General features: G+C 59.2%; 10 protein-coding genes and 1 pseudogene. 2 read left to right on the top strand and 9 right to left on the bottom strand.

The window, feature by feature from the left end:
• Positions 1 to 56: 56 nt before the first annotated feature.
• The 7 genes and pseudogenes from aceK to ABI213_RS09610 all read right to left on the bottom strand — a co-directional run bounded on the left by aceK (position 57) and on the right by ABI213_RS09610 (position 7,309).
• Positions 57 to 1,859: a bifunctional isocitrate dehydrogenase kinase/phosphatase gene (gene aceK, locus ABI213_RS09640; RefSeq protein WP_348026873.1), complete on the bottom strand. Its 1,803-nt coding sequence runs from the start codon at positions 1,857 to 1,859 to the stop codon at positions 57 to 59.
• A 36-nt stretch (positions 1,860 to 1,895) separates the two neighbouring features.
• On the bottom strand, positions 1,896 to 2,555 hold the full coding sequence (gene can / locus ABI213_RS09635; protein WP_348006357.1) for a carbonate dehydratase: 660 nt from the start codon (positions 2,553 to 2,555) through the stop codon (positions 1,896 to 1,898).
• A 175-nt stretch (positions 2,556 to 2,730) separates the two neighbouring features.
• Positions 2,731 to 3,144, bottom strand: coding sequence for a DUF1850 domain-containing protein (locus tag ABI213_RS09630; protein WP_348006358.1), 414 nt, complete (start codon positions 3,142 to 3,144; stop codon positions 2,731 to 2,733).
• Between the two features lie 13 nt (positions 3,145 to 3,157).
• On the bottom strand, positions 3,158 to 5,299 hold the full coding sequence (locus tag ABI213_RS09625; protein WP_348006359.1) for a TRAP transporter permease: 2,142 nt from the start codon (positions 5,297 to 5,299) through the stop codon (positions 3,158 to 3,160).
• 19 nt (positions 5,300 to 5,318) lie between these two features.
• Positions 5,319 to 6,296 (bottom strand): TAXI family TRAP transporter solute-binding subunit, encoded by a 978-nt coding sequence (locus tag ABI213_RS09620; RefSeq protein WP_348026871.1) that lies wholly within the window; start codon positions 6,294 to 6,296, stop codon positions 5,319 to 5,321.
• 234 nt (positions 6,297 to 6,530) lie between these two features.
• Positions 6,531 to 6,815, bottom strand: a pseudogene (locus ABI213_RS09615) (nuclear transport factor 2 family protein); the annotation flags it as partial.
• Positions 6,728 to 7,309 carry a hypothetical protein gene (locus ABI213_RS09610; protein ID WP_348006365.1) on the bottom strand — a complete coding sequence of 194 codons (582 nt, stop codon included), beginning with the start codon at positions 7,307 to 7,309 and terminating at the stop codon, positions 6,728 to 6,730. The pseudogene ABI213_RS09615 and the gene ABI213_RS09610, both read right to left, overlap by 88 nt.
• A 105-nt stretch (positions 7,310 to 7,414) precedes the next feature.
• Between ABI213_RS09610 and ABI213_RS09605 the strand changes: the two genes are divergently transcribed.
• A complete protein-coding gene (locus ABI213_RS09605) occupies positions 7,415 to 8,530 on the top strand; it encodes an MBL fold metallo-hydrolase (protein WP_348006361.1) in 1,116 nt (371 codons plus the stop codon).
• A 9-nt stretch (positions 8,531 to 8,539) separates the two neighbouring features.
• On the opposite strand, the gene ABI213_RS09600 is transcribed toward ABI213_RS09605, so the two are convergent.
• Positions 8,540 to 9,337, bottom strand: a complete 798-nt coding sequence (locus ABI213_RS09600) for a SprT family zinc-dependent metalloprotease (protein ID WP_348006362.1) — start codon at positions 9,335 to 9,337, stop codon at positions 8,540 to 8,542.
• Between the two features lie 271 nt (positions 9,338 to 9,608).
• On the opposite strand from ABI213_RS09600, the gene ABI213_RS09595 reads away from it, so the two are divergent.
• Positions 9,609 to 11,363: a methyl-accepting chemotaxis protein gene (locus tag ABI213_RS09595; protein WP_348006363.1), complete on the top strand. Its 1,755-nt coding sequence runs from the start codon at positions 9,609 to 9,611 to the stop codon at positions 11,361 to 11,363.
• Positions 11,364 to 11,429: 66 nt separating this feature from the next.
• Here the strand turns inward: ABI213_RS09595 and ABI213_RS09590 are convergent, their stop codons facing one another.
• Positions 11,430 to 12,221 carry a M48 family metalloprotease gene (locus tag ABI213_RS09590; protein ID WP_348026869.1) on the bottom strand — a complete coding sequence of 264 codons (792 nt, stop codon included), beginning with the start codon at positions 12,219 to 12,221 and terminating at the stop codon, positions 11,430 to 11,432.
• Positions 12,222 to 12,280: the final 59 nt, after the last annotated feature.

The following is a 12,280-nucleotide window of genomic DNA, read 5'->3' as shown; positions in this document are numbered from 1 at the left end:
TTGGATTCCATCTCAGCGCAACACTGCGCACCCCGGGCGGGTCGCAGTGTACGCGATCAGTTGTGCGAAGGAAACCTTTTGTCCTGCTCGTACGGGAACACATCAAACACGTAGCCTGCCTGGATGCGCTCCTTGTGCACCTGCCAAAAGCGCGCATCCAACAGATCGGCGTGGTGGCGCATGAAGGCCTCCCGTACCAACGGGTTGCCCAGCAGAAACGGGGCAAAGGTTTCGGGAAACACGTCCTTGGAGCCCACCCGGTACCAAATCTCGCCGCTCATCTCTTCCTCTTCATTGCGTGGCTGGGGCACGGTGCGGAAGTTGCAGTCGGTGAGATATTCGATCTCGTCGTAGTCGTAGAACACCACCTTGCCGTGGCGCGTCACGCCAAAGTTTTTCCACAGCATGTCGCCGGGGAAGATATTGGCGGCCACCAGGTCCTTGATAGCGTTGCCGTATTCGATGACGACGCGCTCGATCTGGGCACGGGCGCGGCGGTCATCCGGGCCCGCGTCAAAGGCCTCTTGCAGGTAGATGTTGAGCGGGATCATGCGGCGCTCGATGTAGACGTGCTTGATCACCACTTCCATCTGCCCATCACCGTCCCGGTCGCTGATTTCCAGCTGGCTGGGGGCGAACTTCTGCAGCTCGGCAATGACCTCGTCGCTGAAGCGGGCACGCGGGAAAGCCACCTCGCTGTACTCCAGCGTGTCGGCCATGCGGCCCACGCGGTCGTGCTGCTTGACCAGCAAATACTTGGCCTTGACCTGTTCGCGGCTGGTGTCTTTTTGCGGCGGGTAAAAGTCTTTGATGACCTTGAAAACGTAGGGGAAGGACGGCATGTCGAACACCAGCATCACCATGCCCTTGATGCCCGGCGCAATGCGGAACTGGTCGGTGGAATGGCGCTGGTGCTGCAGCAGATCCCGGTAAAACAGGGTTTTTCCCTGCTTGGCCAGGCCCAGGGCGTTGTAGATTTCATTGCGCGGCTTGCGCGGCATCATGCTGCGCAGAAACTGAACGTAGGCGCTGGGAATTTCCATGTCCACCATGAAGTAGGCGCGCGCAAAGCTGAACAGCAGCAGCATGTCATCCTCGCCAAACAAGGCGGCATCGATCACCAGCTTGGACTCGGCGTAGTGCAATTGGACGTGGAGGATAGGCAGGGCAAACGGGTGCTCCTGGAAGCCGTTGATCACCTTGCCGCAGATGTACGCGCCCTTGTTGCGAAAGAACAGACTGGTAAGCACCTGGATCTGGAAGTTGGCCCGCAGCGTGACCTCGCCCAGTTGTTGGCGCACCGCCGCCTCCACATAGGCGATGTCGCGCTCCAAGTCACCAAACGCGCGCTGCAGGTCAAAGTCTTGCACCATCTGCAACAGCACCGCGCCCAGGGTGGCGCGCGTGGGGTAGTAAGCGCGGTAAGTGGGGCGCGGCTCGGCGGCTTCCAGGTACTCGGTGCTCACCGCAGGGCGCACGAAGATGAAGTCGTTCTGGAAGTAGCTGCGGTGCAGCATCTTGGTGGTGACCGAGTTGAAGAAGGTCTCGGCCAGCTCGGGCTGGCGGTGCTCTACCAGCAGGCCGATGTAGTGCAGCTTGACTTGTTGCCACACATCCATGCCCTGGTCGCCCGCCTTGAATTCGCGCTCCAGCCGGGTCGAGCATTCGCGCACCCGCAGGTCATAAAACTCGATACGCTCGCGCTGCGCCCGCTGCTGGCCATGCCAGTCTGCCGTTTCAAACCGGTGCTTGGCCCGGGCCGACTCGCTGCGGAACAAGCGGTAATGCCGGTTGAAGCCATCCACCATGGCCTTGGCGATGTCGTAGGCGAGCAGAGAGTCCAGGCGCTGGGGAAACATAGTGCGCTATATTTTCAATAGCTACTCACGCAGAATCTAATTGCGCTCAGAGCGCGAAACACCTTCAATCGCCGCCTTGTACGCGGCCTCCAGCGCTTCCACGCCATTCACGGTGATGTGCAGGTTTTGCAGCAGGCCGTCGTGGATGCCGTAGACCCAGCCGTGCACGGTGACGGTCTGGCCGCGCGCCCAGGCATCCACCATGACCGTGCTTTGGCACACGTTCACCACCTGCTCGATCACGTTCAGCTCCACCAGCGCATCGTGGCGGTGGGCTTCGGGAATGGCATCGATCAAATGCCAATGGCGGTCGCGTACATCCTGGATGTGGCGCAACCAGTTATCGGCCAGGCCGACACGCTGACCCGACAGCGCCGCCGCCACGCCCGAGCAACCGTAGTGCCCCACCACGGTGATGTTCTGGACCTTGATCACGTCCACCGCAAACTGCACGGTGGAGAGCGCATTCAGGTCGGAGTGCACCACCACATTGGCCACGTTGCGGTGCACAAACACCTCGCCCGGGTCAAGCCCCATGATCTCGTTGGCGGGCACTCGGCTGTCGGAGCAGCCTATCCACATGTACTTGGGCTTTTGCTGGCGGGTGAGTTCGGTAAAGAAACCGGGCCGCTGGCGCTCCATCTGGGCAGCCCAGGCGCGGTTATTGGCAAAAATATCAGGAACAGAATGGGTCATAGGGCCGTATTTTGCCGTTAGTTGATTACCTGGCAGCAGCAAGCTGCAGCCAAGCCCTTTCGGGTCTGCTGCAGTTACCTCTTTTCCGGCATGGCGAAAGAGAGGTGGTTGGCGATCAGCCACTGGCCTTTGCTGTACTCATACAGGGCCGTTAACAGGGACAAGACCCAAGGCGCTAGCGCTCGGATTGACCTGCATTCGAGGCAACTTTGCACGGGGTTAGGGTCGTATTACCTGAAGCGATGGGAATCCAGTCCGCCATAGGCCGGCATCTTCCCTGGATGCAGATGTCGTAGTCCCGTGCAAACTCCGAGCGTGTGAGCAGCAAACTTTGGCTCCAGCGCATGTCCGGTGCTGGACGGTAACGCCATACTCCTTTTGAATAATAAGAACCCGCTGGCGGCTCCATGCCGGCACCTGACCCGCGCACCCGGGCACTTTCAAGAAACAGCCAGTTGCCCGCAACCACATAATCTTCTTCCCAATCGATCTTTTCAATCGAGTGCTGCCAACGGAGCGTGAACTGGTGCACGGGAATTTCTGCATGTGCATTCCCTGCCGCCAGACACAGCGCAAATAACCAAGACATGGGAATGCGCGGTCTAAGCAGTGGCCTGCGTGGGTGTTTTGCGGAAACTCATCCATACCCATACGCCCATTGCCGCCGACATGGCAAAACCGATTTCGTCGGTCAATGGGAAAGCGGAAACCAACATGGTGGCGGTCAAGCCACAGCCCACCCGCTTCGCAACACCCAGGTCCATAAACAAATGGCCAACCACCAGACCACCCCACAACACGATAGCCAATAGGCATTTGAAGACCACGTACGCAACCCCGACATAGGTCCAGTGGCCTTGCAGCATGAGCGCGTTGTCATACACCGCCATAAAGGGGATCACAAAGCCTGCGACCGCAATTTGGGTCGCTTTGACACCAATCTTCATGGGTGAAGCTTTGGCAATCGATGCCGCTGCAAACGCAGCCAGGGCCACGGGAGGCGTCAAATCCGCCATGATGCCAAAATAAAACACAAACATATGCGATACCAAGAGCGGTACGCCCAGTTTCAAAAGTGCCGGTGCCGCAATCGCGCTGGTGATGATGTAGTTGGGAATGGTGGGTATGCCCATGCCCAGCACCAAGCACACCAGCATGGTCAGTATCAAAGATAAAAAGATACTGCTCTCGCCAATCTTGAGTACCAAACCGGCGAAGTTGGTTGCCGCGCCGGTCAGCGACAACACGCCAATAATCACCCCCACAATGGCACAGGCCAGGCCCACAGGCACGGCTTGTTTGGCACCATCGGTCAGGCCTGCCAGCAGCGTGCGCAGGGTTTTCCTTCCACCTTGAATGAACAGGCAGGCAAGCACCATCAGTGCAATCACAGCCAACACGGGCTGAATACCCCATTTCATGAAGGTAGACGCGCCAAGGCCTATCCCCAACCACAGCACGTACCGAAATGCCTTGAAACTAATGCGTGCAGCCAGTGCAGCGCCCAAAATCAACATGGCGGTCATGCACAAGCCCATCATGCCGGCAAACTTGGGGGTAAAGCCGTGGAACAGCATGAACACCAAAACAGCCAACGGCACCATCAGGTGCCAGTTTTCACGGATATGTTGCCAGGGGTTGGGGCACTGCGCTTTGGGCAGGCCCAGCAGCTTGGCACGGCCGGCTTCCAAGTGCACCATCGTGAAGGCGGTGAAGTAGTACAGCAGCGCGGGGATGATGGCGGCCTTCACAATTTCCGAGTAAGGCAGGTTCAAAGTTTCCGCCATGATGAAGGCCACAGCACCCATCACCGGCGGCATGATCTGCCCTCCCATAGAGGCGGTTGCCTCTACCGCACCGGCAAATACCGCGTTGTACCCAAAGCGCTTCATCAACGGAATGGTGAATTGCCCCACGGTCAACACGTTGGCCACACCAGACCCGGAAATCATGCCCATAAACCCAGAAGACAGCACCGCCACTTTAGCCGGACCACCTTTGGCGTGCCCAACGAAACCCAAGGCAATCGCGTTGAACAAACGGATCATTCCTGCGTGCTCCAGAAACGAACCAAACAAGATGAACAAGAAGATGTAGGTCGCAGAAACGAGCGTAGGTAGCCCGTAGATACCGTCGGTGCCCAAATAGAGCTGGTTCACGATGGCGCTGTACTCGTAGCCACGGTGGGCAAAGTCACCGGGCAGGTACTGGCCCAACAGACCGTATGCCAGGAACAGCCCGCTGACGATGGGTAGCGCCCAACCCATCACACGGCGTGTGCCTTCAAAAATAAGCACCACCATGGCGGTACCAATCACAAGCTCAAACTGCGTCGGATCTCCACTGTTTTGAATCACCGATGCTTCAAAAATCAAGTGATAAAAACCAATGGCAAATCCGCCAAAGCCCAGTATCCAGTCGTACCAGGCCACGGTCGACAAGCTGCCCTGCTTGAATGCGGGATAAAGAATAAACGTCAGCAGCGACAAAAACCCAACGTGCAGCGAACGAATGGGCAGACTGGACAGTGACACCAAATCTGCCGCAATCACCAATTGGTAGATGGAAAACAGCAGCGCGCACAGCATCAATACATGCGCGGAAAAGCCCTGCAGCGAGCGCTTTCTGCCGTGCTCTTCGAAGTCAGACCCAGCATCTGCGGGCGGTTTGTGGTCTAGCAAGGCATCCACGTCAATGACATCGGCCTGCGCCGCTGGCGCGGCAGGTGGGACACTAAGACTCATGGCGTGTCTTCAATAGTTTTTACTTCAACAAACCAGCTTCACGGTAGTACTTTTCGGCACCGGGGTGCAGGGGAATGGGCAGACCCATGGCCGCATCCTTTTTCACAATGGCCTTGGCTGCCGTGTGCGCGGCCACCATGCCATCGAGGTTGTCAAACATCGATTTGGTCATGGCATACACCGTGTCGGTTGCTACGCCTTCATGTGTCACCAGAATGTTCTTGATGGCGACCGTAGGAATGGCGACTTTTTGCCCGTTATAGGTATTGGCGGGAATACTGGCCGCTTCATAGGCAGGGTCGCCTACCTTGGCTACGACATCGGCAGGTACCGCCACGACGACGATGTCAATGGATACGGCCAGGTCGCGAATGGACGCAGCCCCCAGTCCAACCGACTGCAAAGTCACATCCAGCTGGCGGTTTTTCATCAACTCTACCGACTCCCCAAAGCCCAGGTACTCCACTTTGGAGAAGTCTTTATAACTAAGCCCCGCCGCTTTCAGGATCGCGCGCGCGTTGAGTTCTGTTCCGGATTTGGGTGCGCCAACCGAAATGCGTTTGCCCTTCAAGTCGGCAATTGACTTGATACCCGATTCGGCGTTGGCGATGATCTGGATGTAGTTAGAGTACAGGCCGGCGATAGCGCGGATTTTTTTCAGTGGTGCTTTGAAGCCAGCTTCCTCGTCGCCTTTCCACGCGTCTGACACCGAGTCAGCGAGTGCAAAAGCCACTTCTCCGCGACCTTGTTGCAAGAGGTTCAGATTTTCTGCCGATGCCTTGGTCGCTTGTACAGATATCTTGGCATTAGGCAGTACCTTGCCGTAGATCTGGCTTAAGGCCACGCCCAGGGGGTAGTAAATGCCACTTTGCCCACCGGTTAGCACGTTAATGAAAACTTGTTGCGCGTAGGCCAAAGGTGCTGACAGAAGGCAAGCGGCCCCTCCCATACCTAGCACCAATGAACGACGTGTCGCAGTGAAAGACTTGAGGGCCATGCTTGTCTCCAAATAATACGAATTGTTTGAACGTTTAGTCTATCCGGTTGATGCCAAATAGGTGTGCCGTTTAAACCTGTCGCAATCCCTTTAAGTCCGCATTGGGGTGTCATCCGGATGGGTTGGTTGTTGGTTCCCGTGCATGGGCTCTGTCGAGCCACGCAAGACGGCGAACAAAGCACCCGAATCCGAGCCAACCCGCAGAGCCGCTGCTTGGGCCCCAATAGACCGCTCTTAAGACTTTTCTGGCATGGCGGAAGAGTGGTGGTTGGCGATCAGCCACTGGCCTTGGGTGTACTCGTACACATAGGTGTAGCGGGCATTCACTTTCTTGCCATCCTTGAAAGTAACGGTGTAGGTGCCAATGTCCTGCGCCACATTACAGCCGATGCGGATGACGCGTTTGTCGATCGCGCCCTGGGGTCCATTCGTCAGAAAATGGACAAAGTAGTCGTTGATCTCGGCGGGCGTAGTGCGCGACTTGTTGGACACCGTGGGCTGCAGCACACCGTCAACAGCGAGCGCAGATCGCGGCCCTGGGACACATCGAATACACGGGTGATCTCCGACCACAACGCCACCAAGCTGTCGTTCGGCGGTTGGGGTTGCACGCTGGCCATGGCGATGCGCAGTTCGTGCAGGCTCTGGTGCAACACCACCAGGTCTTCCTGCCGATGGTGGTGTTCGGCCTGCAGTGCACCCTTGTCGCCATCGAGCTGGGCCGCCAGTATGGCCATGGTATCCAGACGGGCCAGCGTGGTAGCCATCTCTTTTTGTAGCTCTTCGCGCAATTGCGGGGCCACCGGCGCACCCAGCAATGATTGCGAGAGCCAGGCCCGCAGCCGCTGCTTGGTACTGTACAGCTCCAGAAAACCGGCGAGTACATCAGTGGCAACACGGCCACGGTAGACCTTCTCACCTGCCGCCTGCAGCGCCCACCAAGAAACACCCCCCTGCAGCAGCGCGGCGCAGGCCAAAATCCCCAAGGCAACAGTAAGACGTTTGCGAAACATGGGGCATTATCGTTTCAGGCCTCCGCGCGCTGGATGAAACCCGGTCGGACCAGGCTGTCAAAATTCACCATCTCCAACCCCTTGGCACCTGGCCTCGCTCGCACCATGAATCTACTCGAACAACAATTGCATTACCCCCTGGGCGAGACCTTGCCCGCACAGGGCGAAACCATCGGCGTAGCGCCCGGCGTGCGCTGGATCCGCATGGCGCTGCCGTTTGCGCTGAACCACATTAACCTGTGGTTGCTCGAAGACGAGATCGACGGCCAGCGGGGTTGGAGCATAGTGGACTGTTGCATCAGCGCCGATGCATCGCGCGCGCAGTGGGAGGCGATTTTTGCCACCCAACTGGGCGGCCTGCCCATCCTGCGTGTCATCGTGACCCATATGCACCCGGACCACATCGGCCTGGCCTCTTGGCTGTGCGCGCGCTGGAACGCGCCTTTGTGGATCAGCGCTACGGACTACTTTGTAGCCCAGCACAACATCCTCCACTCCAGCGGCAACGGCGGGCCGGGCGCGGCAGAATTCTTCCAGAAGCATGGCCTGATCGACCCGGAATCGGTCGCCAAAATCCGCGCCCGCAGCGGCTATTTTTCGGCCATGGTGCCCGCTCTGCCGCCCAGCTTTGTGCGCATGCAAGACGGTCAGACCCTGCGCATCGGCGGACGCGACTGGCGCTGCATCAGCGGCTACGGGCATGCGCCGGAGCACATTGCGCTGTACTGCGACGCAACCCAGGTGCTGATAGGCGGCGACATGATGCTGCCGCGTATTTCCACCAACGTCAGCGTGTTTGATGTGGAACCCGAAAGCAACCCGCTGCAGCAGTTTCTGGAGTCAATCGACAAGTTCGCGCTGCTGCACCCGGACACCCTGACCCTGCCCGCCCACGGCAAGCCTTTCCAGGGCCTGCACACGCGCATCCAGCAGTTGCACGACCACCACCGCGACCACTTGGCCCGGGTGATGGCGTTCGCCCAGCAGCAGCCGTGCAGTGCCAGCGACATCCTGCCGGTGCTGTTCACCCGCCAGCTAGACCTGCACCAGATTACCTTCGCTATGGGTGAGGCAGTGGCGCACCTGCACAAGCTGTGGGTAGATGGCTATTTGCAGCGCGCACGCGGCACGGATGGCGTCTACCGGTTCAGCCCGACGGCGCTGGTCTACCCGACAAGCGCGCTGCTGGAGCCCAGCGAAGCGGTACCGGTCAGCGCTTAAATCTCGCCCTTAAACGTCATCCCACTTGGGCACGACCACGCTACGCAATTCGGCGCGCAGCGGCGCATAACCGGGCAAGATGGAAGCCACCGTATCCCAGAACTGGGCACTGTGGTCCATGTAGCGCAGGTGGCTTAGCTCATGCACCACCACGTAGTCAACCACCTCCATGCGGTGGTGTAGCAGCCGCCAGTTCAGGCGGATCGAGCCTATGCTGCTGGCGCTGCCCCAACGGGTGACGGCGTTGGACAAGGCCAGGCGTTTCCACTGCACGTCCAGCTGCGGCGCAAAGTGGTTCAGGCGCTCGGTAAACAGCGCACGCGCCTGTAGCAACAGCCATTTGTGTACGGCAGCACGGATCTGGGCAGGCACGGCATCCAGCGGCAGACCCAGGCGCAAGCTGTTGTCGATCAGCAGCGCACCTTTGTGCGCCCGGTGCAGCGCGGGCTCCAGCACCAGGCTCAACGGCTGGCCCAGGTAGGGAAAAGCGGCTCCGTTCTGCCAGGCCACACGCGTTGCCTGTTGCTGCGCCAAGCGCTCCTGGGACTGGCCGAGCTTTTGCACGATCCATCCACCCTTGCTGCGCACGGCAGCATCCACCTCGGCCAGCGGCACCCATTTCGGCGCACGCACCACCAAGCCCAACGGCCCGACCACAAAACCAATGCTGCGCCGCTTGGCCCGCTGGAACTCATACCCCACCATGGTGGTGCCCAAACGCACCTCCCGCGTTGCGCGGGGGTGGCGAAACGGATTCACCACCACGCCACTGCCGTCCATCTGGTCTGGCAGTGCATTTGCTATCAACTCAGGAGCTTCTTGTGCATACTCCACCTGCGCTAGCGACCTTTTTCCCTGCTTATTCAAAGACGGTGCAGCGACCGGCGCAGGCGCAAATAGATCCAGTGTGAACTGCAGTAAACGGTGCATGGCTGGGCAGTTTAACTGGCTGCCTGCACCGGCTTGACAGGCGAGTACATCCAGTAACAATGCAAGACTGACTTTCATGGACTCGGGTGCAGAGCACCCCGGGCCATGAAAGTAATTTCACGTTCAATCTACCACCAGAGAAACCTCCATGGCACTCGACAGTCTGAAAGTAAGTACCCGCCTTACGCTAGGTTTCGGCATAGCGGTCGCGCTCGGCATCAGCATTGCCGTTATCGGCGGATTAAAGATGCAAAAAATGGCGGGGGCGCTGGATGAGGTGGCCTATGACCGCATGGTCAAAGTGGACCAGTTGACCGACGTGAAAGACAACCTCAACATCGTCGCCCGCTCGGTACGCAATATCGTCATCAAGGCAGACCCTGCGTTCCGTGCGGCTGAGAAAAAAAGCATACAAGACGCCTTAGGCCGCAACGTGGACCTGTTTAAAACCCTGGACATCACCTTGGTCCAACCAGACGCACGTGCGCTGTTCAAAACCATCAACGACACCATGGGCCCCTACAACCAAGCCGTTGACCAGGTGGTGGCGATGGCGATGGAAGACAAAGCCCAAGAGGCAGGCGACCTGCTGCTAGGCACGGTGCGGGAGAGGCAGAAGCTGCTTTTCAAAGCAGTCGATGACTCGACTTCACTGCAAACCGCTCTGGGGAAAAACCTGGCTACCGCGTCCGCAGAGAGTGCCGCTTTCTATGCCGTGTTGATGGGCATCATGGCCATTGCAATGGCCGCCGTCGGCGGCCTGCTGGGTTGGACCATCACACGCAGCCTGGGCAAGGCTTTGGGTGCCGAGCCTGCGCAAGTGAGTGAAGCCGTGCAGCGCGTGGCCGACGGCGACCTCAGCACACCGGTGGCCTTGCGCCTCAACGACCACAGCAGCATGATGGCTGCCGTCAAAACCATGCAGGACGCGCTGATCCGCACCGTTGGCAGCGTGCGCAGCAATGCCGAAGGCGTGGCCACCGCCAGCGCGCAGATTGCCCAGGGCAATAACGACCTGAGCTCCCGCACCGAGCAGCAGGCCAGCGCGCTGGAGCAAACAGCAGCTTCGATGGAAGAACTCAGCTCCACCGTCAAACAAAACGCCGACAACGCCCGCCAGGCCAACCAGCTGGCCCAAAACGCCAGCACGGTGGCCGTCAAGGGGGGTCAGGTCGTGGCCCAAGTGGTAGAGACAATGAAGGGTATCAACGACAGCTCCAAAAAGATTGCCGACATCATCAGCGTGATCGACGGCATCGCCTTCCAGACGAATATCCTGGCCTTGAATGCCGCCGTGGAAGCCGCCCGGGCGGGCGAGCAAGGTCGAGGCTTTGCCGTGGTGGCTAGCGAGGTGCGCAGCCTGGCAGGACGCTCGGCACAGGCCGCCAAAGAGATCAAGGACCTAATTGGCGCCAGCGTGCAGCGGGTGGAGCAGGGCTCCAGCTTGGTGGACCAAGCTGGAGTCACCATGAGCGAGGTGGTGGGCTCCATCCGCCGGGTCACGGACATCATGGGTGAAATCAGTGCCGCCAGTTCCGAGCAGAGCTCGGGCGTCTCGCAAGTGGGTGAGGCCGTCACGCAGATGGACCAGGCGACGCAACAAAATGCGGCGCTGGTCGAAGAAATGGCCGCCGCCGCCAGCAGCCTGCGCACCCAAGCCGATGAGTTGGTAGACACGGTAGCTGTCTTCAAGCTGCCGCACGACACAAGCCTAGTGCGGGGTGCATCAGCGGTACCCCGCGTCGCCAGTGCTCCTCCACGCGCCCAGCCGGCCAGCAAAGCCATCGCCCAGGCTGTCAAGCCCAAAAGCCTCACGGCCCAAGCCAAGGCCATCGCACCCACAGCACGGCAGCCTGCCAAGGCCACCCTGTCGGATGGCGGTGGCGAATGGAGCAGCTTTTAAAAGTACCCGGTAAACAAAAAAAGCAGCCTAGGCTGCTTTTTTTATGCGCATCGGGCGGGCAGATGCTTACTTTTTGACAGCCAACAAATCACGCACGCGGTCTGCACGGCTCTTGGCATCGGGGTATAGGAGGGCGGCCGACTTGTCGCGCTGGCTCTTGACCGCGAGTTTGCGGAACGCGCGCTCTAACGACCGAGGGTCCCGGTGGTTCTGCTTCAAAAATACCAGGCTGTAGTCATCGGCTTCCAGTTCAGCGCCTTCGGTGAATGCGTTGTTTTCCACCTGTTCGCCAATCGCTTGCAAATCTGCATCGGACAGATTGTCTAGCGCACTGCTGAAGGTGGTGACCGTCTTCGCACCGTCAAACGCCTGGTAGGCTGCACGCAAACGGGTCATGGCGGAGCCGTTCTGCACAAAACTGATTTCGCGGCCCATCATGGCCAGCAGTTCAGGATCGTTCAGCGTGTCCATCAAGCCGCTGTAGACGCGGATGGAGCCATCGGGCGAGGTGGTCGCATCCAGGCTGGGGTTGCGGTAGGGTTTGAAGTTCAGGTTCAGGCCGTCTTCCGTCTTGAGCTTGGCGGTCAGGCGCGCCAGGCGCAGCACGTAGCGGTCACGCGGGCCTAGCGGGTTGCTGGCATCCAGGCGGGTCTGCATCTGCACTGCCAGGCTTTTGAGTTCCACATCGGACACCATAACCACCTTGGGGGCGGCAGGCTCCGCAGGGGCTTCGGCCGCGGCCGCTGCGTTGGCCGCCGCAGCGGTCTCCGCGGCTTTGCTATTGGCATCGCCAGAGTTGGGAACGGTGTTACACGCCGCCAAAAGCAAGGCTACGGCGATCAAAGAAAGCTTTTTCATACGTCGGAATGGTTGGGATGGGTTAGAGGCAGGGAGCAAGTCCGTGCCAGCACAACAGA

Source organism: Rhodoferax sp., assembly GCF_039922535.1.
Lineage (GTDB): Bacteria > Pseudomonadota > Gammaproteobacteria > Burkholderiales > Burkholderiaceae_C > Rhodoferax_B.
This window is presented reverse-complemented; position numbering and strand designations above follow the sequence as displayed.

What these genes read in the sequence shown, in the direction of transcription:
- aceK (WP_348026873.1), bottom strand. Translation starts at nt 1,859, where the DNA reads ATGTTTCCCCAGCGCCTGGACTCTCTGCTCGCCTACGACATCGCCAAG.
- can (WP_348006357.1), bottom strand. Translation starts at nt 2,555, where the DNA reads ATGACCCATTCTGTTCCTGATATTTTTGCCAATAACCGCGCCTGGGCT.
- ABI213_RS09630 (WP_348006358.1), bottom strand. Translation starts at nt 3,144, where the DNA reads ATGTCTTGGTTATTTGCGCTGTGTCTGGCGGCAGGGAATGCACATGCA.
- ABI213_RS09625 (WP_348006359.1), bottom strand. Translation starts at nt 5,299, where the DNA reads ATGAGTCTTAGTGTCCCACCTGCCGCGCCAGCGGCGCAGGCCGATGTC.
- ABI213_RS09620 (WP_348026871.1), bottom strand. Translation starts at nt 6,296, where the DNA reads ATGGCCCTCAAGTCTTTCACTGCGACACGTCGTTCATTGGTGCTAGGT.
- ABI213_RS09610 (WP_348006365.1), bottom strand. Translation starts at nt 7,309, where the DNA reads ATGTTTCGCAAACGTCTTACTGTTGCCTTGGGGATTTTGGCCTGCGCC.
- ABI213_RS09605 (WP_348006361.1), top strand. Translation starts at nt 7,415, where the DNA reads ATGAATCTACTCGAACAACAATTGCATTACCCCCTGGGCGAGACCTTG.
- ABI213_RS09595 (WP_348006363.1), top strand. Translation starts at nt 9,609, where the DNA reads ATGGCACTCGACAGTCTGAAAGTAAGTACCCGCCTTACGCTAGGTTTC.
- ABI213_RS09590 (WP_348026869.1), bottom strand. Translation starts at nt 12,221, where the DNA reads ATGAAAAAGCTTTCTTTGATCGCCGTAGCCTTGCTTTTGGCGGCGTGT.